The following is a 19,717-nucleotide window of genomic DNA, read 5'->3' on the forward strand; positions in this document are numbered from 1 at the left end:
TGGAGCCCGCCGGCCCCCCCCCCCGCCCCGGCCCCCCCGCCCCCGGCCCCCGGCGGTTTTTGGTGCGTGCGCGCTGGGGGGGCGGCCGCCGCCCCCCCGGCCTGACCTCCCCGTCACCTTTCGTCCGGCCGCAGCGGATCGCCCCGCTCCACGGCGGTGCGCCCCCGGCCTTCCGGCACGACCGCGATGTCGCCCGCCTGATCGGTGCGGTGGATCCGGGCGCCCATCCGTTGCAGCTCGCCGAGGATCAGCGGGCTGGGATGACCGTAGTCGTTCCCGGCTCCGACGCTGATCACCGCCAGTTGCGGGCGCACTCGCGCGAGCAATCTCGGCGTCGTGAACCGGGACCCGTGGTGGGGCACCTTGAGCACCTCCGCCCGCAGGTCCGCACCTGAGGCGAGCAGCGCTGCCTGACCTGGCAGCGCGACGTCCCCGGTCAGCAGCACCCGCCCCGCCGGAGTGGTCGCCTTGACCACCAGCGAGGCGTCGTTGGCGTCCTCCGCCGAGTTGCTGCGCGCGAGCGCTCCTCGGGGGCCGAGCACGTCGAGCACCAATCCCGGCCACCGCAACCGCTGGCCCGCCCGCAACGGGACGACGGGTGTGCGGTGGGCGCGCGCGGTCGCCCGCACCTCGCGAGCCGCCCAGGCCGGTTCGCCCAGCGGTCCGACGGCGACCGCGCCGACCTGCCGCCCGGACAGCACCGCCGAGATGCCACCGACGTGGTCGGCGTGCAGGTGGGTCAGCAGTACCAGCGGGACGCTGCGGATCCGCAACCGGCGCAGGCACTCGGCCATCGGTGCCGGGTCCGGTCCGGTGTCGACCACGACCGCTTCCCGGTCCCGGCCGGTGGCCAGCACCAGCCCGTCGCCCTGTCCCACGTCGCAGGCGACCAGCGACCACCCCGGCACCGGCCACGGGAACACCTGGTGGCGGACCGGGATCACCACCACCACGACGACCAGCACCAGGCTGGTCAGGACCAGCCGAGCGATGCGCCCGCGCAGCACGATCAGCAGCACCAGCGCGAGCACCGCCAGCGAGGTCCCGCCCACCACTCCGGACGGCCAGTCGACGGCGGCTCCCGGCACGGCCGCCGAATGCCGGGCGACCGCGAGCACCCATTCCAGTTCGGGCCCGGCCAGCCACACCAGCGCACCGGCCAGCGGCGCGCACCACGGGGCCACCACCGTCGCCGCGACGCCGAGCACCGTCGCGGGTGCCACGAGCGGCCCCGCCAGCAGGTTCGCCACCACCGCGACCAGGCTGACCTGCCCGGATATCGCCGCCACCAGCGGTGCCGTGACCAGGTGCGCCGCCGCCGGTACCGCGAGCGCCTCGGCGAGCCCGACCGGAACTCCCCTGGCGTGCAGCGCCGCCGACCAGCCGGGTGCCAGCAGCACCAGCCCGGCCGTCGCGACCACCGACAGCGCGAACCCCGCCGTGGTCGCCAGACCCGGTGCGAGCAGCAGCAGGCCGATGACGCTGCCCGCCAGCGTCGGCAGCGCCGAGCGTTCCCGGCCCAGCGCCAGGGCGAACAGCGTGATCGCGCCCATCACCGCGGCTCGCAGCACGCTCGGTTCCGGTCCCGCGAGCACCACGAACCCCGCCATCGCCGCCCCCGCGCCCAACGCGCACGGCACCGGCCCCGCGACGACCAGGCGCAGCACCAGCAGCACCGCCCCGCACACGATGGCCAGGTTCGCCCCGGACACCGCCATCAGGTGCGTCAGCCCGGAGGTCTCGAACTGCTCCACCACCTCCGGTGGCAGCAGTCCGGTGTCGCCGACGACCAGGCCCGGCAGCAGGCCCGCCGCTTCCGGCCCCAGCACGGTCCGGGAAGTCGAGCGCAGCCCTTCCCGCAGGCCCTCCGCGATGCGCTGCCAGCCGGGCGGTGGGCGCACCCGCTCCGGTGCCCGCCCGACCTGGACGGCGGCGGTGAGCAGTTCCCCGCCGCGCGGCGGCACGGCCCGACCGGTGGCCGTCACCTCCTGGCCCGCGATCAGCGAACGCCACGGTTCCGTCGGAACCAGCAGCAGCGCTCGGCCGCCGACCGCGGTCCGCCTGCCGTCGACGTGGACCGAGCGCAGCCGCACCTGCACCACCGAGCGGTCCTGGGCGCGCCGGGCGCCGTAGGACGCTCCCCGCAGCGGCTTCGGCCGCGAGGTGAGCGATGCCCGAACCTCGACCCGGTCGCCCTGCTGCGCGGCGAGGTGCAGCGGGTGCACGGCGGTCGAGTGGGCGCGGACGCCCACGCCGGTCGCGGTGATCCCGGCCAGGACCAGCACCGCCAGCAACCCGTTGCGCCAGCGCCGGATCCGCCGAGCCCGCACCGTCGGCAGCAGCACGACCGCGGCGATCGCCAGCGCTGCCGCCACTCCCCACCCGCCGAGCAGCCCGGCCAGCGTCACGGCCCAGGTCACCACGGCCGCGGGCACCAGCCGCAGGTCGAGCACACCGGTCCGCGGGTACGACGTGACCTTCACACCTGGACCAGGTCGCGCAGCTTGGCCAGCTTGGCCGCGCCGATGCCGTCGACGTCCTGGAGTTCGTCGACGGAGCCGAAGCGGCCGTGCTCGGTGCGCCACTGCACGATCCGCTTCGCGGTGACCTCGCCGACTCCTGGTAGTGCATCGAGCTGCTCCTCCGTGGCGGTGTTCAGGTCGGTCTTGGCCGCCGCCCCGGAGCCGGGTGGGCTCGCGGCCTGGCCGGTGTCCGCGCCGGGCGGTACCGGGACGGCGACGTAGAGCTGTTCCCCGTCGGTGAGCCGGCGGGCGAGGTTGAGCGCGGTGATGTCGACCTCCGGCCCGGTGGTGCCACTGGCGGCGCGCACCGCGTCGGCGACGCGGGATCCGGGTGGCACCGCGACCAGTCCGGGGCGGGTCACCTCGCCGACGACGCTGATCACCAGCTCGGGCGGGGGCGGTGGCGGCTCGGGCGCGGCGGGGGCCGCGGCCAGCGGGAGCGGCGGGGGCGGCGCGGGCTCGGCGACGGGTCGATCCAGCCAGGTCGTGACCGCGACGGCGAGCAGCGCCAGCACGGCCGCGAGCAGCAACCCGATCCGCCCCGCGCGTCCGGGGTCGATTCTGGCGCGCAGCACGGAATCGGGCAGCCACCTCTGCAAGTGCCTGCGCATTCCGGCGAACTGCCCGTGGGACGGTTCACGGGCGGAATGCCTACCGGTGGAATCGGGTCCGGCGCGCGATTCCGGTTCGCCCGCCACATCGGGTGGATCGGTGATTTCGTCGTCGGACGGGCGGAACCGGAGCGCTCGCCCGGTGCCCGCGCCGTCGCGCTCCGCCTGCTGCTTCAACGCCAGCAGGCGGCTGCGCGGGGTGTCGTCGGGGGCGGCGGAATCGTCGAGGATGCCGCGGAAGAGAGTGGGGACGGCCATGAATTCGACGGTAAGAACGGACGCCGACTTCGACCAGCCCCGAGTTCGACATCTGTGGATGGATCGCCGACCTGTGGACAACTCAGCACAATTCATCACGAACGGGCGACGGAGAATTCCCCCGAAAGGAATCGAATCCGAATTCGCCTACTGGAAATTCATCCCGCGAGCCGCCAGCCACCGGGCAGCACCACGGCCCCGAGCGCACCGGGACCGATGTGCGCCCCCACCACCGGCCCCACCTCGGAGACCACGCAGTCCAGCGCCACCGACGCCTGGCGCCGCAACTGCTCGGCCAACCGCTCCGCCCACTCCGGGGCGTCCAAGTGGTGGATCGCGACCGACAGCGAACCCGACTCCGCCCCCCGGGCCACCAGGTCGAGCAGCCGGGCGTGCGCGCGAGCCGTCGTCCGCACCTTCTCCAGCAGCTCCACGCGGCCCTCGTGGACGTGCAGCAGCGGTTTGATGGCCAGTGCCGTGCCCAGCACCGCCGCCGCGGCACCGATCCGGCCACCGCGGCGCAGGTGCTCCAAGGTCTGCACGGAGAACAACGTGCGGGTCCGCTGCGCGATCAAGGCCGCCCGGCTCTCCACCGCCGACAGCCCGGCTCCGGCCCGGGCGCTGTCCGCCGCGCCCAGCGCCGCGAAACCCAGCCCCATCGCGGCGGACCGCGAGTCGACCACCCGGATCCGTTCCGGATCGACCTCGCGCGCCGCCAGCCGCGCCGCGTCCCAGGTCCCCGACAACCGGCGGGACAGGTGCACCGACACGACACCGTCCGCGCCGCCCTCCAGCGCTTCCCGGTAGGCGGTGGCGAACTCGCCGACGCTCGCACCGGACGTGGTCACGCGCTCCTTGCGGTCCCACGCGGCCGTCAACCGGCCCGAGTCGAACTCGTGCTCCGGAACGGAATCCGCGCCCTGCACGCTCACGTGCAGCGGCACCACCCGGAGCGCGTGCCGCTGCGCGAAACCCGCGGGCAGGTACGCGGTCGAATCGGTGACGACGGCTACGGACACGCGCGCAACCCTAACCAGGAGCGGTGCTCAGGCGGGGACACCACCGTTGTACGTGGTCAGCCGCCACCGGTCGGTCCCGGTGCGGCGCGTCAGCACCACCCAGTGGCAGTTGGAGATCCCGCCGAGGCTCGGCCACAACTCCACCGGCAGCTCCAGCATCCGGGCGGTGAGCCCGGTGATGAGGCCGCCGTGCGCGCAGACCAGCGCGGTCTCCTGGTAGGTGGTGTCCAGCTCCGACACGACCTCGAAGGCCCGCTCCGCCACCTCGACGCGGGACTCGCCGCCCGGTGGGGACCAGGTGGCGTCCGAGCGCCACACGGCCATCGAGCCCGGCCAGCCGTGCTCCACCTCGGCGCCGCTGAGCCCCTGCCACTCGCCCAGGTGCGTCTCCCGCAACCGCTTGTCCTGGCGCACCGGCATCCCGGAGAGCTCGGTGAACGCGGCCGCGGTGGCGCTCGCGCGACGCAGGTCCGACCCGACCGCGACCTCCGGTTCGAAGGCCGCGACGACCGGGGCGGCCCGCTGCGCCTGCGCGATGCCCGCGTCGGTCAGGGAGGTGTCCAGGTGCCCCTGGATGCGGCCGGCGGCGTTGTAGTCCGTCTCGCCGTGCCGCCAGAGCACCAGGCGAGCCAAGCTCACTCGTCGCCGTCCCGCTGCTCGGCGCTGTCCACGAAGTCGATCCGCGGGCAGTCCTTCCACAGCCGTTCCAGCTCGTAGACGGCGCGTTCCTCGGTGTGCTGCACGTGCACGACCACGTCGACGAAGTCGAGCAGCACCCAGCGCCCCTCGCGGGCGCCTTCGCGCCGCACCGGCTTGGTGCCCGCGGCGCGCATCTTCTCCTCGACGTTCTCCACGATCGAATCGACCTGGCGCTCGTTCGCCGCCGAGGCGATCACGAAGCAGTCGGTGATGACCAGCTGCTCGGAGACATCGAGCAGCACGAGATCGCTCGCCTTCTTGTCGGCCGCGGCCTGCGCCGCGACCAGGGCCAGCCTGCGGGCTTCCTCAGTGGCTGCCACGTCTCTCCTCTCAGGCGGGCACGGTTCCGCCCACGCGACCCAGGATAGCCAGCGCGTGCACGCCTCCCGCGACCCGCCGGGGTCGGACGGCGGAACGGGAAAACCGGTTGCCGCCGATCGGATGCTGGAACGGTGCGAGGAGGCGAGATGCGGATACGTCCGGCACGGCAGGACGACGAGCGGGCGCTGGCGCGGATCGTGCGCGCCGCGTGGACCCCGGAATCGTCCGTGTTCCCCCGACCCGCCGCCGACGCCCCGTTCTTCCGCGCGCCGGTCGTCCCGGAGAACGTGCTCGTGGCGCTCGCCGCGGACGAACCGATCGGCTTGATCAAGCTCGTGCCGATGGCGACCGCCCAGCCCGGGCTCGGCGCGGCCGCCGCGCACGTGCAGCAGATCTACGGCCTGTCCGTGGTTCCGGAGCACCAGGGCCGCCGGGCCGGGACCGAGCTCCTCGGGGCCGCTCGCGCGGAGGCGGTCGCCCGGGGCGCGCGCCGCATCACCCTGCGGGTGCTCGGCGGCAATCCGCGGGCGCAGCGGTTGTACGAGCGGCTCGGCTACCGGGTCGAGGGCGTCGAGCGCGAGCAGTTCCTCCTGGGCGGGACCTACGTCGACGACGTCCTGCTCGCCTTGGACCTGACCTGACGGCCACCCCGCGCAGTCGGGGCGGCGCACCGAATCCGGTGCTCGAGCGCGTACCGCTGCCGACAGCCCACCGGCCGAGCGCCCGGCACGGTCTTGACGGCGGCGAAGTGGTTCCACTACGGCCGCACGAGGGCTCCGGACCGCTACGTTGGCTTGCGTGACTCCGGAGCGGACGCCGCCACTCGAACCGGCGATATCGGCGGACGTCCACGGTCTCCACCGGCTTCGGCGAGAGCTCGAGGACTGGCTCCAGGCGAAGGACGTCGACCAGTGGCAACCCGGCGAAGTGAGCCCGCACGACATCGCGTCCCAGATCGCGCGACACGAGTGGTACGTCCTGCGAGACGCCGATCTCGGTCTCGTCGCCGCCTTGCGGATCCTCCGTGCCGACCCGGCCTTCTGGGGCGACGACCCCACGCCGGCCGTCTACGTCCACGGCCTCATGGTGAGTCGGCGGAAAGCGGGACACGGGCTCGGTTCTTCGTTGTTGCGCTGGGCCGGTGATCGAGGTCGGGCGAGTCGGGCTCGGTTCCTGCGGCTGGACTGCGACGAGTCGAACGAGGTCCTCCGCGCCTTCTACCGCGACCTCGGTTTCCGCGAGGTGGGACGCCGCGATTTCACCGACGGGCAGTTCAGCGTCACCCTGTTCCAGAAGGTGCTCTGACCGCGCCGGGGACGGCTCCCGGTCTGAGTTGTACCGAGGTCGTACCGGCTGCTCACGGCCCCCACTCCGGTGCGGGTCCGGCGTCGTCGGGGCGGTAGAGGCCGCGCTTGGTGATGTACTGGACGATCCCGTCGGGGACGAGGTACCAGACCGGCAGTCCGGCGTGGACGCGTTGGCGGCAGCCCGTGGAGGAGATCGCCATCGCCGGGATCTCCACCAGCGACACCGACCCCTGCGGCAGGTGCGCGTCGTCGAGCGAGTAGCCGGGACGGGTGACGCCGATGAAGTGGGCGAGCTCGAACAGCTCCTCCACCCGGTGCCAGGACAGGATCTGCTCCAGCGCGTCGGCGCCGGTGATGAAGTACAGCTCGGCATCCGGGTACAGCGCGCGCAGGTCGCTGAGGGTGTCGGCGGTGTAGGTGGGGCCGCTGCGGTCCACGTCCACCCGGCTCACCGAGAACCGCGGGTTGGAGGCGGTGGCGACCACCGTCATCAGGTAGCGGTCCTCGGCGGGGCTGACCGCCTCGTGACCCTTCTGCCACGGCTGACCGGTCGGCACGAAGATCACTTGTTCGAGGCCGAACTGGGCCTGCACTTCACTGGCCGCTACGAGGTGGCCGTGGTGGATCGGGTCGAAGGTGCCACCCATGACCCCGATACGGCGCCGACGAGACATGACTGCAGACCCTAAACGAGCGACGCCCCGACCAGCCCCGATGAACGTCGTGACGGTGACCGATCCCACCCCGGGGACGGGTCACCGGCGGACTCAGCCCGCGGGCCGCACGTGCCCGTCGCCGTACACGAGCCACTTGGTGGAGGTCAGCTCCGGCAGCCCCATCGGGCCGCGCGCGTGCAGCTTCTGGGTGGAGATGCCGATCTCGGCGCCCATCCCGAACTCGGCGCCGTCGGTGAACGCGGTCGAGGCGTTGACCATGACGGCCGCCGAGTCGACGCGGGCGGTGAAGGACCGGGCCGCGCGCACGTCGTCGGTCACGATCGCCTCGGTGTGCCCGGAGCCGTGCGCGCGGATGTGCTCGGTGGCGGCCTGCAACGAGTCGACGACGGCGGCGGCGATGTCCAGCGAGCCGTACTCGGTGTCCCAGTCGGAGTCCTCGGCGGCGAGGACGCCGGAACCACCGAGCCGGGCGACCTCCTCGTCGCCGTGCACGGTGACGCCCGCGGCGCGCAGTTCGGCGACGGCGCGGGGCACGAACTCGGCGGCGATGTCCCGGTGCACCAGCAGCGTCTCGGCCGCGTTGCACACGCTGGGACGGCGGGCCTTGGAGTTCAGCAGGATGCGCAGCGCGGTGTCGATGTCGGCGCGCGCGTCGACGTAGACGTGGCAGTTGCCGACGCCGGTCTCGATGGTGGGCACGGTGGACTGCTCGACGACCGTGGAGATCAGCCCGGCGCCGCCGCGCGGGATCACCACGTCGACCAGCCCCCGCGCGGTGATCAGATGCCGCACCGAGGCGCGGTCGTGGCTGGGCAGCAGCTGGATCGCGTCCGCGGGCAGCCCCTGCTCGACGAGGACGTCGCGCAGCACCCCGACGAGCGCGGTGTTCGAGCGCTCGGCGGAGGCCGATCCGCGCAGCAGCACCGCGTTCCCGGACTTCGCGGTGAGCCCGGCCGCGTCCACGGTCACGTTGGGCCTGCCCTCGTAGACGATGCCGACGACGCCCAGCGGCACCCGGACCTGCTGCAGCTGCAGCCCGTTGGCGAGCACGCTGCCGCGCACCACCTCACCGGTCGGGTCGGGCAGCCCGGCGACGGTGCGCAGGCCGTCGGCGATGCTCGCGACGCGATCGTCGGTCAGGCGCAGCCGGTCGATCAGCCCGGCGGCGGTGCCGTTCTCCTCGGCCCGCGCGACGTCGAGCTCGTTCGCCGCCAAGATCTCCGGGGCCCGTTCGACCAGCGCGTCGGCCATGGCGCGCAGTGCGGAGTCCTTGGCGCCGCGCGGCAGCAGGGCCAGTTCCGCGGCGGCGTCGCGGGCGGCGCGGGCCGCCGCGCGCACCTGCTCGCGGAGCTCGTCGCCGGAGGCCTGCGCGTGCTGGTCGGTGGAGGCATCGATGCTCGTCGTCACGCACCCCAGCCTAGTGGGGCGGCGCAACGGAGTTCCGCTGGTGAGGAACCGGCGGGCGGTGCCGGGCGCGTCGGGGCCGTCCGGTAGGAATCGTGGCGTGGACGAACAAGCCCTGCGGGAACTCGCCGACGAACGGCTCCGCGCGCTGGCCGGTCCGGACGCCGTGCTGCGCGACGACCAGTGGCGCGCCATCGAAGCGCTCGTGCTGCACCGCCGCCGCGCGCTCGTGGTGCAGCGCACCGGCTGGGGCAAGTCGGCGGTGTACTTCCTGGCCACGGCGCTGCTGCGCGAACTCGGCGAAGGCCCCACGGTGATCGTCTCGCCGCTGCTGGCGCTGATGCGCAACCAGGTCGAAGCCGCCGAGGCCGCCGGGGTCCGCGCCGCCAGCATCAACTCGGCGAACCCGCAGGCGTGGCAGGCCATCGAGGAGCAGATCGCCGTCGGCGACGTGGACGTGCTGCTGGTGAGCCCCGAACGGCTGAACAACCCGGATTTCCGGGACACCGTGCTGCCCGAGCTGACGCACAGCGCGGGCCTGCTCGTGGTGGACGAGGCGCACTGCATCTCCGACTGGGGCCACGACTTCCGTCCGGACTACCGCAGGTTGCGAACGCTGCTGGGCGAGCTCCCCGAGGGCGTGCCGGTGCTGGCCACCACCGCCACCGCCAACGACCGCGTCGTGCAGGACGTGTCCGAGCAGCTCGGCGTCGGCGGCGAGTTCAGCGACCCGCAGGAGACGCTGGTGCTGCGCGGCACCCTCGACCGGGAGAGCCTGCGGCTCGGCGTGGTGGAGCTGCCGACGGCGCAGGCGCGGCTGGCGTGGCTGGCGAGCAACCTCGGCGAGCTCACCGGTTCCGGGATCATCTACACGCTCACCGTCGCGGGGGCCGCGGCGGGCGCCGGCTACCTGCGCGACCAGGGTTTCGAGGTGGCGTCCTACTCGGGCCGCACCGACCCGGAGGAGCGGCAGCGCGCCGAGGAGGACCTGCTGGCGAACCGGGTGAAGGCGCTGGTCGCCACCTCGGCGCTGGGCATGGGCTTCGACAAGCCCGACCTGGGGTTCGTGGTGCACCTGGGGGCGCCGTCCTCGCCGATCGCCTACTACCAGCAGATCGGGCGGGCCGGCCGCGGCGTGCGGCGGGCGGAGGCGCTGCTGCTGCCCGGCCCGGAGGACCAGGAGATCTGGCGCTACTTCGCATCACTGGCGTTCCCACCGGAGGCCACGGTGCGCGCCATCCTCGCCGCCCTCACCGAAGCAGGCACGTTGTCCACGGCCGCGCTGGAGCCCCGCGTCGACCTGGGCCGCTCCCGGCTGGAGATGGTGCTCAAGGTCCTCGACGTGGACGGCGCGGTGCGCCGGGTCAAGGGCGGTTGGGAGGCGACCGGCGAGCTGTGGACCTACGAGGCGGAGCGCTACGGGCGGATCGCCGCGGAACGCGCCGCCGAGCAGCAGGCCATGCAGGACTACCTCGCCACCCCGGACTGCCGGATGGAGTTCCTGCGCCGCCAGCTCGACGACCCGCACGCGCAACCGTGCGGCCGCTGCGACAACTGCACCGGGCAGCGCCACTCCGCCGAGGTCGACGAGCAGGTGGTGCAGCGGGCGACCGAACGGCTGCACCGGCCCGGCGTGGAGCTGGAACCGCGCAAGATGTGGCCCACCGGGATGGACGCGCTGGGCGTGCCCGTGTCGGGGCGGCTACCCGCGGCCGAACGCGCCGAGCAGGGCCGGGCCGTCGGCAGGCTGACCGACATCGGCTGGGGAAACCGGCTGCGCGAGCTGCTGGGCAACGGCGTCCCGGACCAGGAGCTGCCGGAGGACCTGTTCCAGGCGTGCGTGCAGGTGCTCGCCGCGTGGAAGTGGGAGCAGCGGCCGGTCGGCGTGGTCTCCGTCGGCTCGAACAGCAGGCCGCTGCTGGTGCGCAGCCTCGCGCAGCGCATCGCCACCATCGGCAGGCTGCCGCTGCTCGGCGAGGTCGCCACCAACCCGGACAGCACGCCGCGGCGGGGCAACAGCGCGCAGCGCGTCGGCACGCTCCGCGGCCAGTTCAAGATCCCCGACGAGCTCGCGTCGCGGATCGCCGAGCTGGACGGCCCGGTGCTGCTGATGGACGACTACGCCGACACCGGCTGGACCGCGGCGATCGTGGCCCGCACGCTGCGGCTCGCGGGCGCCCCCGCGGTGCTGCCGTTCACCCTCGCCTCGACGGGCTGACCGCGGTTCCCGGGAGCTGGGAAGGGTTCCCAACCGGGCACGGACCGCCATAGTGTGACGCGGTCTGTGCGGGGGAGGCTGCGGATGGTGACGTCGAGGTCGGAGGTGCCGGAGCGGCACCGGCTTCCGGTGCGCAAGCTGGTCGCGGCCAGCATCGGCAATGCGATCGAGTGGTACGACTGGACGATCTACAGCGCGTTCAGCGTGTACTTCGCGAGCCGCTTCTTCCCCGGTGAGCTGGCGCTGGTGAACACGCTGGCGACGTTCGCGCTGGCGTTCTTCTTCCGCCCGCTCGGCGGCTGGCTGCTGGGCCGGTTCGCCGACCTGCGCGGGCGCAAGACGGCGATGCTGCTGACGATCGCGCTGATGGCGGGCGGCTCGCTGCTGATCGGGCTGCTGCCCACCTTCGACCTGATCGGCTGGGGCGCACCGGTGCTGCTGGTGCTCGCGCGCATCGGGCAGGGGCTGTCGCTGGGTGGTGAGGTCTCGAACGCCTCCGCCTACCTGGCCGAGATCGCCCCGGCGAGCAGGCGCGGCCGGTACTCGTCGTTCTTCTACATCTCCACCGGGGCGGCGCTGCTGGTGGCCTCGCTGCTGGGGTACCTGCTGACCTCGGTGCTGACCGAGCAGCAGCTGACCGCGTTCGGCTGGCGCATCCCGTTCGTCATCGGCGGGGTGCTCGGCCTGATCGGCATCTGGTTGCGGCGGTCGCTGGAGGAGACCGAGCAGTTCGCCGACAACCGGGAGAAGGCGCGGGCGCTGCGTAGTCCACTGTGGACGACGCTGCGGCTGCACCCCCAGGCCGTGGGCATGCTCATCGGGTTCAGCATGCTCTCCACGCTCTGCTACTACACGTTCTTCAGCGCGCTCACCCCGTTCGCCGTGGACACCCGGCACGCGGACGCGACGGACGTGTTCCTCGCGCTGTCGGTGGCGACGGTGCTGTTCATCGCGCTGCAGTACCCGATGGGGGCGCTCTCCGACCGGTTCGGCCGCAAGCCGCAGCTGCTGGTGTGGTCGGCCGCGACGGCGGTGCTGATCGTGCCGCTGTCCGCGCTGGTCGGGCCGGGACTCGGCGGGCTGCTGGTGGTGTTCTGCGTCGGCGTCGGGCTCTACTCGGCGATGACCTCGATCGCCCCGGCGATCATGTCGGAGCTCTTCCCGACGGAGCTGCGCGGCCTCGGCATCGGCGCTTGGTACAACCTGACCGTCGCGGTGTTCGGCGGGACGGCGCCCCTGGTGATCCAGGCGTTCGCCGCGTTCGGCGCGGAGGCGCTGTTCTTCTGGTACATCGCGGCCGCGGCCGTCATCGCGTTCTTCGTGATCCTGGCGCTGCCGGAAACCCGGGGCAGCGAACTGCGCTAGCGCAGCGGCACCAGGTCGTCGGCGTGCACCACTTCGCGGCGCTGCTCGGCGGGCAGCTCGTGGCTGGACCGGCCGACGAGCTCCGGCAGTTCCGCCGCGTCGTAGGCGACGACGCCGCGGGCCACCACGGCTCCGGCCGGGTCGACGAGCTCCACCACGTCCCCGCCGTCGAACGCGCCCTCCACCGAGGTGATCCCCGCGGCCAGCAGCGAGCGGCGCCGCCGCACCACGGCCGCGACCGCGCCGTCGTCGATCCACAACCTGCCGCGCGCACCCGCCGCGTGCGCCAGCCAGAAGCGCCGGGCGGAGAGCCTGCTGCCGGTGGTGGCGAACGCGGTGCCCACGTCGGCGGCGCCGAGGGCCCGTGCGGCCTGCGCCGCCGAGGTCAGCAGCACCGGGATGCCCGCGGTGCACGCGACCCGCGCGGCCTCCACCTTCGAGGCCATGCCACCGGTGCCCACCCCGGAACCCGAGGCGCCGGCGTCCACCCCGGCCAGGTCGGCGGCGCTGGTGACCTCGCGGATCGCCGACGCCCCACCGCCGCGCGGATCCCCGTCGTACAGGGCGTCCACATCGGACAGCAGCAGCAGCGCGTCGGCACCGACCAGGTGCGAGACCAGCGCGGCCAGCCGGTCGTTGTCGCCGAACCGGATCTCCGCGGTGGCGACCGTGTCGTTCTCGTTCACCACCGGCACCACGCCGAGGGTGAGCAGCCGGTTCAACGTGCGCTGCGCGTTGCGGTAGTGCGCGCGCCGCACCACGTCGTCGGCGGTGAGCAGCACCTGCCCCACGGTGCGCCGGTAGCGGGCGAAGGACTCGGCGTAGGCGTGCGCCAGCGCCTGCTGCCCCACGCTGGCCGCGGCCTGCTTGGTGGCCAGGTCGCGCGGACGGCGGCGCAACCCCAGCGGGGCGATGCCCGCGGCGATGGCACCGGAGGACACCACCACGACCTGGCAGCCGGTGGCGACGCGCGCTTCCACCGCGTCCACCAGGGCCGCGAGCCGCGCCTGGTCCAGCGCTCCTCGGCCGGTGGTCAGCGAGGACGAGCCGACCTTGACGACGATGCGGTGCGCCGCCGCGATCGAGTCGCGGGTCGGCGAGGACTGCACCGCGCCGGTCACTCGTCCTCCTCGGCTCCCCCGGCGTAGCCGCCTTCCGCGTCGAGGTTCCCGCGGCGCGCCTTCTTCGCCGCCTTCCGGTCGGCCGCGCCGATCCGGTCGGACGCGTCCAGGCGAGCGTCGGTGCCGCGGCCGGTGAGCACGGCCGCGACCCCCGCCGGGGTGGACGGCTCCCAGTCGAACGTGACGCCGCCGATGGTGACCTGGCTGCCCGGTTCGGCACCGGCCTTGCCGAGCGCCTCCTCCACGCCGAGCTTCGCGAGCCGGTCGGCGAGGAAGCCCACCGCCTCGTCGTTGTCGAACGCGGTCTGGCGCACCCAGCGCTCCGGCTTCTCGCCGCGCACGACGAACGCCTCGTCGTCCTCCGGGTCGGTCTCCACGGTGAAACCGCTGTCGCCGATGGCGTGCGGGCGCACCACGACCCGGGCCGGTTCCGGTTCGGGCAGCGAAGCCCGGTAGCGCTCGACCTCCTCGGCCATCGCGAACGACAGCTCGCGGAGACCTTCGTGGCTGGCCGCCGACACCTCGAACACGCGCAGGCCGCGGGATTCCAGGTCGGGGCGGATCAGCTCGGCCAGCTCGCGGGCCTCCGGCACGTCCACCTTGTTCAGCACCACCAGCCGCGGCCGGTCGCCGAGGTCGCCGTGCTCGCCCTGCAGCGCGGGCGTGTACCGGGCCAGCTCTTCTTCCAGCGCGTCGATGTCGGACAGCGGGTCGCGTCCCGGCTCCAGCGTCGCGCAGTCCACCACGTGCACCAGCACCGCGCACCGCTCGATGTGCCGCAGGAAGTCCAGGCCGAGCCCGCGCCCGTCGCTGGCGCCGGGGATCAGGCCGGGGACGTCGGCGACGGTGAACACGGTCTCGCCCGCGGTGACCACGCCGAGGTTCGGCGCCAGCGTGGTGAACGGGTAGTCCGCGATCTTCGGCTTGGCCGCGGAGACCACCGAGATCAGCGAGGACTTGCCCGCGGACGGGAAGCCGAGCAGCCCCACGTCGGCGACGGACTTCAGCTCCAGCACCAGGTCCTGCTCGTCCCCCGGCTCGCCGAGCAGCGCGAACCCGGGCGCCTTGCGCGCCTTCGAGGCCAGCGCCGCGTTGCCCAGCCCGCCGCGGCCGCCTTCGGCCGCGATGAACGTGGTGCCCGGCCCGACCAGGTCGGCCAGCACCTCACCGCTCTCGGTGAGCACGACCGTGCCGTCCGGGACGGGCAGCACCAGGTCTTCGCCGATGGCGCCGTTGCGCAGGCTGCCGCGCCCCTGCTTGCCGCTGGCCGCGGTCGCGTGCGGGCGGTGGTGGAAGTCCAGGAGCGTGTGCACGCCGGGGTCGACGACGAGCCGCACGTCGCCGCCGCGGCCGCCGTTGCCGCCGTCGGGGCCGCCGAGCGGTTTGAACTTCTCCCGGTGGACCGAGGCGCAGCCATTGCCCCCATCGCCAGCGGCGATGTGGATGGTCACGCGGTCAACGAACCGCGACACGAGTCCCTCCAGGTGCGGGGAGTGCTGACATTCGATGCGTTCCGCGAACGCGAACGAGGGGCGGGCCGGTGCAGAGACCGGACCCGCCCCTCGTCGGGAACTGCTGGTGCCGAGAGCCGGGTCAGACGACCTCGGCCGGCACGATGTTGACGGTCTTGCGACCGCGCTTGCTGCCGAACTCGACCTCACCGGCCGACAGCGCGAACAGCGTGTCGTCCTTGCCGCGGCCGACGTTCAGGCCGGGGTGGAACTTGGTGCCGCGCTGCCGAAGCAGGATCTCACCGGCCTTGACGACCTGGCCGCCGTAGCGCTTGACCCCGAGGTACTGGGGGTTCGAGTCGCGGCCGTTGCGAGAGCTGGAAGCGCCCTTCTTGTGTGCCATGACTACTCAGGTCCTCACTTGGTGATGCCGGTGACCTCAACGCGGGTCAACTTCTGACGGTGACCCTGGCGCTTCTGGTATCCGGTCTTGTTCTTGAACTTGTGGATGCGGATCTTGGGGCCCTTGGTCTGCTCGACCAGCTTCCCGGTCACCGAAACCTTCGCCAGTGCGTCGGCGTCGGCGGTGACGTCGGTGCCGTCGACGACCAGAACAGCCGGGAAGGTGACCTCGGTGCCGGAGTCGCCTTCGAGCTTCTCGACCTCGACGACGTCCCCGACCGCCACTTTGTACTGCTTGCCGCCGGTCTTGACGATCGCGTACATGAGTCGGAAGTCTCCTGCTACTCGGTTCGCTTGGTTCACCCGTTGACGCCCTCTCCGGCGAACCGGAGTTCCTACCGCCCGGCCGAGCCGGGCTTCGGGGGGTTCCTGCGTCGCGACCCTCGTCCCCACGAGGGGCACACCGGGTTCTACAGGCGTTTTGCCTCTCCGCCCGTCCGGCGGCGAGAAGTGCTCACACAGCATACAGACCACCCGGTGGCGCCCGACCACGAGGGGTCGGAGCAGCCGCGAGCGGGCAGGACGACAGCGTATGCCAGGCCGGATCCGGCCCGACGCGCACCCCCGGAACGGCCCGTCGGACGTGGCGAACGGCGCACCGATCAATGCGGGCGAAGGCCCCGGAACCCGCCGGACCGCTTGCTACGGTGGGTCGCCGTTCTACCGTGACATGGGGAAATTCGCGTGACCGAGATCGCAGCCGAGTCCGTTCCGGGGCGCGACGAGCACACCGAATCCGAGGGCCGGGACGACCTGCCGCGCGACCGCTTCCGGCGGCTGCGCGAAGGTCCGCTCGGGCCCCGGTTGCTGCTGCTGTCGGCCCTCGTACCGCCGCTGATGATGCTGCGGGAGGTGCTGCGCGCGCCCCAGCTGCACTTCTACGACTACTGGTGGGTCCTGCTGGACATCACCGGCGAGGACGGCTCGCTGCGGCCGGAGGCGCTGTTCGGCTTCCGCAACGAGCACCCGTTCGTGCTGCCGAGCCTGCTGTTCTGGCTCAGCGCCCGGTTCGGGCACGGGCTCAACCACCCGCTGGGGCTGGTGGTGCTGGCGTTCGGCGTGGGCTGCGTGCTGCTGGTGCTGGCGATGCTGCCCGCCTCGCTGAGCCGGTGGCAGCGCGCGGCGCTGGTGGTGGCGACCTCGACGCTGGTGTTCAACCCGCACGGCATCCACAACTTCGTGCGCTCGATGAGCGGCGCCTCGTGGATCTTGGCGATGCTGCTGGTGCTGGGCGCGCTGCTGGCGATGCAGCGGGGGCGGCTGCTGCCCGCGGTGGTGCTGGGGCTGCTGGCCTCCATCAGCTACGGCACCTCGTTCGCGGTGTGGCCGGCGCTATCGGTGGTCGGCTGGATGCGCGGGGAGCGGCGCGGCCGCGTCGCCACCCCGATGGTCGTCGGCGTGCTCGTGGTCGCCACCTGGCTGCTGCTGCGCGGCCCGCAGGGCGGCGGCGGTTCCTCCCCCACCGACGATCCGGCGCAGGCCCTGCTGGCCGGGCTGAGCATGCTCGGCATGGTGTGGACCGGCACCGAGCCGTCGCTGGCGCTGGTCGCCGGGGTCGCGGGGCTCGCGGTGCTGGCCCTGCACCTGCCCGGCTGCCTGCGCCCGGAGCACCGCGCGGCCAGCGCGCCCTGGTGGGGCCTCGCCGTGTACGCCGCGGGCTGCGCAGTGATGATCTCCGGTTCGCGGGCCGCGTTCGGCGAGTCCGCCGGGTTGCAGAGCCGGTACAACAGCATGACCGCGGCGCTGTGGATCGCGGTGCTGGTCATCGCCGTCGCCTGGGCGCGGTGGCCCGGAGTCCGGTCGATCGCGGTGTTCACCACCGTGCTCAGCACCGTCGCGCTGGGCGCGCCGATGGCGCAGGCGGTGCGCGAGGACGCGCCGAACCAGGACCTGCTGGCGGTCGCCGCGAAGGTCGGCACGACCGACGCGTTCACCGACCGCTTCCCCTCCCCCGAGCGGCTGCTGCCGCGGCTGCGGGCGCTCGGGCACTACCCGTTCTCCGACGAGTTCACCCTCGGCTGCGGCGACGACGTCGAGATCGGGACCCGGGTCAACACCGCGGACTGGCGGGTGCCCAGCATCGGCAGCTACCGGGAACCGCGGCCCGCCGGCTGGGACGTCGTCCTCAACGTGGAGACCGACCAGGTGCAGGGCGGCGCCCGGATGCTCAAGGGCTGGGCGATCTCCGGCATCGAACGCGCCCGCTGCGTCGCCGTCCTCGACCAGCGGGGCGAGGTCGTCGGCGGCGGTGTGGTCGACATCCCGCGCTCCGACGCCGAGAGCCAGACCCCCGGCATCGAGATCGGCCTCGGTTACCGCGCGGTGGTCCCCGCCGACACCGCCGGGCCGCTGCGCGTCGCGTTCCGCTTCCCCGACGGCTGGTGGATCCGCCCGCTCACCGAACAGCCGGAGGTGGTGTCGTGACCGAGCCCGCCGCGACCGTCGAGGTGTCCCTGCTGACCCCGGCGAAGGACGAGGCCGAGAGCCTGCCGAGGCTGTTCGCCGAGATCACCGCCGTGATGGACGCCCAGCAGCGCAGCTGGGAGCTGCTCGTCGTCGACGACGGCAGCTCGGACGGCAGCTGGCGGGTCATCACCGAGCACGCGGCCGCCGACCCGCGGATCCGCGGCCTGCGGATGCGGCGGAACTTCGGCAAGGCCGCCGCGCTCGCCGCCGGGGTCGCCGAGGTGCGCGGGCGGCTGCTGGTCACGCTCGACGCCGACCTGCAGGACGACCCGGCCGAGGTGCCGCGGCTGCTCGCCGAACTCGACGCGGGCGCCGACCTGGTCAGCGGGCACAAGGCGCAGCGCAAGGACCCGCTGGGCAAGCGGCTGCCGTCGAAGTTCTTCAACTGGATGACCGGGGTCATCACCGGGCTGCGGCTGTCCGACCACAACTGCGGGCTCAAAGCGGCCCGCACCGAGGTGTACCGGCGGGTACCGCTGTACGGCGAGCTGCACCGCTACATCCCGGCGCTGGCCCACCAGCTCGGCTACCGGGTGCGGGAGCTGCCGGTGCACCACCGGGCCCGCGAGCACGGCACGTCGAAGTACGGGCTGGAGCGCTACGTCCGCGGCGCGCTGGACCTGCTGACCGTGGTGGCGCTGACCCGCTACGGGCGGCGGCCCGCGCACCTGTTCGGCGGGCTGGGCATGGCCGCGGGCTCGGCGGGGACGCTGATCCTGCTGTACCTGACCGGGGTGTGGGTGTTCACCGAGCAGTCGATCGGGACGCGGCCGCTGCTGACGCTGGGCATCCTGCTGGAGATCTTCGCGGTGCAGATGATCTCCACCGGGCTGCTCGCCGAACTGGTGCTGCACCGCACCGGGCGCGACGCGGACGTCACCGACCTGGTCGCCGAGGACACTCGCTGACCCTGTTGTGCGGTGCTCGGGTGGCGGGTGGTCGTGCTGCGTGCGTGGTCGGCTGCTCAGCGGCTTCGCCGCTGACAGGAAACAGCCCAGGCCCGCGTGCGCCTCGGCTGCTGCGAAATCGAGGGGACGAGGTGGGGGCCTGCGCCTAGCATCGGGCCCCATGCTCACCGATGCGGACCTCGAACTGGTGCGGCGGGCCACCGCCGTGCTCGACCGCGCCACGCTCGACGACGGCCACCAGGTGTCGGCCGCCGCCTACGACGAGCGGGGCGCGGTGTTCACCGGGATGAACGTCTCGCACTTCACCGGCGGCCCGTGCGCGGAACCCGTCGTGATCGGCCAGGCCGCCGCCTCCGGGTCCGCGCCGCTGACGACGATGGTCGCGGTCCTGGCGACCGGCAGGCAGGTGATCCCGCCCTGCGGCCGGTGCAGGCAGCAGCTGTTCGACTACTTCCCGCGGTCGCGGGCGATCATCCGCGGCAAGAACGGGCTGGAAGCGGTCCCGATCACCGACCTGCTGCCGTTCCCCTACGACTACCGGAACTACGAACCGGGCGGGCCGGCCCCGGAACTGCACGTGTGGGACCGCTACCTGGACGCGGTCCGCGACGGCGCCAAGCGCAGCACCGTGCGGGTGCACGATCCGGTGCGGCCCGGCCCGGTACGGCTGGTGTTCGAGCACGCGGACGGATCGGCGACGACGTTGGCGGCCGAGGTGACCGGAGTGGAGCGCAAGCCCGCGGACGCGCTGACCGACGAGGACGCGGTGCTGGACGGCTTCGCCGACCTGGCCGAGCTGCGGGCCGCGCTGGCGAGGCACTACCCCGGGCTGGCCGGGTCCGCCGAAGTCGACGTGGTGCGGTTCGAACCCGCCTGGTGACCGCCTGCCGCCGACGCGGAGGGCGGGG

Annotated in this window: 18 protein-coding genes; 7 read left to right on the forward strand and 11 right to left on the reverse strand. The window is 73.3% G+C overall.

Annotated features, from left to right (window positions below; all coding sequences use genetic code 11):
- Window positions 1-113: 113 nt before the first annotated feature.
- The 5 genes from LCD35_RS21210 to rsfS form a co-directional block, all read right to left on the reverse strand.
- Window positions 114-2,483 (reverse strand): ComEC/Rec2 family competence protein, encoded by a 2,370-nt coding sequence (locus tag LCD35_RS21210; protein WP_225044721.1) that lies wholly within the window; start codon window positions 2,481-2,483, stop codon window positions 114-116.
- Window positions 2,480-3,391 (reverse strand): ComEA family DNA-binding protein, encoded by a 912-nt coding sequence (locus tag LCD35_RS21215; RefSeq protein WP_225044722.1) that lies wholly within the window; start codon window positions 3,389-3,391, stop codon window positions 2,480-2,482. The genes LCD35_RS21210 and LCD35_RS21215 overlap by 4 nt, the downstream gene beginning before the upstream one ends.
- Window positions 3,392-3,549: 158 nt before the next feature.
- Complete coding sequence (locus tag LCD35_RS21220) at window positions 3,550-4,410, reverse strand: DegV family protein (protein WP_225044723.1); 861 nt, start codon at window positions 4,408-4,410, stop codon at window positions 3,550-3,552.
- 27 nt (window positions 4,411-4,437) lie between these two features.
- The gene (locus tag LCD35_RS21225) at window positions 4,438-5,049 is read right to left on the reverse strand and encodes a histidine phosphatase family protein (protein ID WP_224961949.1); all 612 of its coding nucleotides are present in this window, start codon (window positions 5,047-5,049) and stop codon (window positions 4,438-4,440) included.
- A complete protein-coding gene (gene rsfS, locus LCD35_RS21230) occupies window positions 5,046-5,429 on the reverse strand; it encodes a ribosome silencing factor (RefSeq protein ID WP_224961947.1) in 384 nt (127 codons plus the stop codon). Before rsfS ends, LCD35_RS21225 begins: the two co-directional genes overlap by 4 nt.
- 147 nt (window positions 5,430-5,576) lie before the next feature.
- On the opposite strand from rsfS, the gene LCD35_RS21235 reads away from it, so the two are divergent.
- Together LCD35_RS21235 and LCD35_RS21240 are read left to right on the forward strand one after the other, a co-directional pair.
- Window positions 5,577-6,071, forward strand: a complete 495-nt coding sequence (locus tag LCD35_RS21235) for a GNAT family N-acetyltransferase (RefSeq protein ID WP_224961944.1) — start codon at window positions 5,577-5,579, stop codon at window positions 6,069-6,071.
- Window positions 6,072-6,228: 157 nt separating this feature from the next.
- A complete protein-coding gene (locus LCD35_RS21240) occupies window positions 6,229-6,735 on the forward strand; it encodes a GNAT family N-acetyltransferase (protein ID WP_224961942.1) in 507 nt (168 codons plus the stop codon).
- 52 nt (window positions 6,736-6,787) lie between these two features.
- Here LCD35_RS21240 and nadD read toward each other — a convergent pair whose 3' ends face one another.
- Together nadD and LCD35_RS21250 are read right to left on the reverse strand one after the other, a co-directional pair.
- Window positions 6,788-7,411 carry a nicotinate-nucleotide adenylyltransferase gene (nadD, locus tag LCD35_RS21245; RefSeq protein WP_224961940.1) on the reverse strand — a complete coding sequence of 208 codons (624 nt, stop codon included), beginning with the start codon at window positions 7,409-7,411 and terminating at the stop codon, window positions 6,788-6,790.
- Window positions 7,412-7,504: 93 nt separating this feature from the next.
- Entirely contained in the window at window positions 7,505-8,821 is a 1,317-nt protein-coding gene (locus LCD35_RS21250) for a glutamate-5-semialdehyde dehydrogenase (protein ID WP_374108123.1), read from the reverse strand.
- A gap of 97 nt (window positions 8,822-8,918) precedes the next feature.
- On the opposite strand from LCD35_RS21250, the gene LCD35_RS21255 reads away from it, so the two are divergent.
- Both LCD35_RS21255 and LCD35_RS21260 read left to right on the forward strand, forming a co-directional pair.
- Window positions 8,919-11,036 carry an ATP-dependent DNA helicase RecQ gene (locus LCD35_RS21255; RefSeq protein WP_225044724.1) on the forward strand — a complete coding sequence of 706 codons (2,118 nt, stop codon included), beginning with the start codon at window positions 8,919-8,921 and terminating at the stop codon, window positions 11,034-11,036.
- A gap of 84 nt (window positions 11,037-11,120) precedes the next feature.
- Window positions 11,121-12,401 carry an MFS transporter gene (locus LCD35_RS21260; protein WP_224961936.1) on the forward strand — a complete coding sequence of 427 codons (1,281 nt, stop codon included), beginning with the start codon at window positions 11,121-11,123 and terminating at the stop codon, window positions 12,399-12,401.
- Here LCD35_RS21260 and proB read toward each other — a convergent pair.
- From proB to rplU, 4 genes are all read right to left on the reverse strand, one after another.
- The gene (proB, locus tag LCD35_RS21265) at window positions 12,398-13,522 is read right to left on the reverse strand and encodes a glutamate 5-kinase (RefSeq protein WP_225044725.1); all 1,125 of its coding nucleotides are present in this window, start codon (window positions 13,520-13,522) and stop codon (window positions 12,398-12,400) included. The genes LCD35_RS21260 and proB overlap by 4 nt on opposite strands.
- The gene (gene obgE / locus LCD35_RS21270; RefSeq protein ID WP_225044730.1) at window positions 13,519-15,006 is read right to left on the reverse strand and encodes a GTPase ObgE; all 1,488 of its coding nucleotides are present in this window, start codon (window positions 15,004-15,006) and stop codon (window positions 13,519-13,521) included. The genes proB and obgE overlap by 4 nt, the downstream gene beginning before the upstream one ends.
- A 109-nt stretch (window positions 15,007-15,115) precedes the next feature.
- Window positions 15,116-15,376: a 50S ribosomal protein L27 gene (gene rpmA / locus LCD35_RS21275; protein WP_224961931.1), complete on the reverse strand. Its 261-nt coding sequence runs from the start codon at window positions 15,374-15,376 to the stop codon at window positions 15,116-15,118.
- Window positions 15,377-15,390: 14 nt separating this feature from the next.
- Window positions 15,391-15,699, reverse strand: coding sequence for a 50S ribosomal protein L21 (gene rplU / locus LCD35_RS21280; protein WP_224961929.1), 309 nt, complete (start codon window positions 15,697-15,699; stop codon window positions 15,391-15,393).
- Between the two features lie 420 nt (window positions 15,700-16,119).
- Here rplU and LCD35_RS21285 point away from each other — a divergent pair, with 420 nt between their 5' ends.
- From LCD35_RS21285 to LCD35_RS21295, 3 genes are all read left to right on the forward strand, one after another.
- Window positions 16,120-17,859: a hypothetical protein gene (locus LCD35_RS21285; RefSeq protein WP_224961927.1), complete on the forward strand. Its 1,740-nt coding sequence runs from the start codon at window positions 16,120-16,122 to the stop codon at window positions 17,857-17,859.
- Window positions 17,856-18,809 carry a glycosyltransferase family 2 protein gene (locus LCD35_RS21290; protein WP_224967261.1) on the forward strand — a complete coding sequence of 318 codons (954 nt, stop codon included), beginning with the start codon at window positions 17,856-17,858 and terminating at the stop codon, window positions 18,807-18,809. The genes LCD35_RS21285 and LCD35_RS21290 overlap by 4 nt, the downstream gene beginning before the upstream one ends.
- Before the next feature lie 160 nt (window positions 18,810-18,969).
- The gene (locus LCD35_RS21295) at window positions 18,970-19,689 is read left to right on the forward strand and encodes an ASCH domain-containing protein (RefSeq protein ID WP_225044726.1); all 720 of its coding nucleotides are present in this window, start codon (window positions 18,970-18,972) and stop codon (window positions 19,687-19,689) included.
- The last annotated feature ends 28 nt before the right edge of the window (window positions 19,690-19,717 follow it).

The sequence above is a fragment of the Saccharopolyspora sp. 6V genome (assembly GCF_020176785.1).
GTDB classification, from domain to species: domain Bacteria; phylum Actinomycetota; class Actinomycetes; order Mycobacteriales; family Pseudonocardiaceae; genus Saccharopolyspora_C; species Saccharopolyspora_C gregorii.

Coding starts and splice junctions, on each gene's coding strand:
- LCD35_RS21215 (WP_225044722.1), bottom strand. CDS start 3,391: ATGGCCGTCCCCACTCTCTTCCGCGGCATCCTCGACGATTCCGCCGCC.
- LCD35_RS21235 (WP_224961944.1), top strand. CDS start 5,577: ATGCGGATACGTCCGGCACGGCAGGACGACGAGCGGGCGCTGGCGCGG.
- nadD (WP_224961940.1), bottom strand. CDS start 7,411: ATGTCTCGTCGGCGCCGTATCGGGGTCATGGGTGGCACCTTCGACCCG.
- LCD35_RS21260 (WP_224961936.1), top strand. CDS start 11,121: ATGGTGACGTCGAGGTCGGAGGTGCCGGAGCGGCACCGGCTTCCGGTG.
- rpmA (WP_224961931.1), bottom strand. CDS start 15,376: ATGGCACACAAGAAGGGCGCTTCCAGCTCTCGCAACGGCCGCGACTCG.
- rplU (WP_224961929.1), bottom strand. CDS start 15,699: ATGTACGCGATCGTCAAGACCGGCGGCAAGCAGTACAAAGTGGCGGTC.
- LCD35_RS21295 (WP_225044726.1), top strand. CDS start 18,970: ATGCTCACCGATGCGGACCTCGAACTGGTGCGGCGGGCCACCGCCGTG.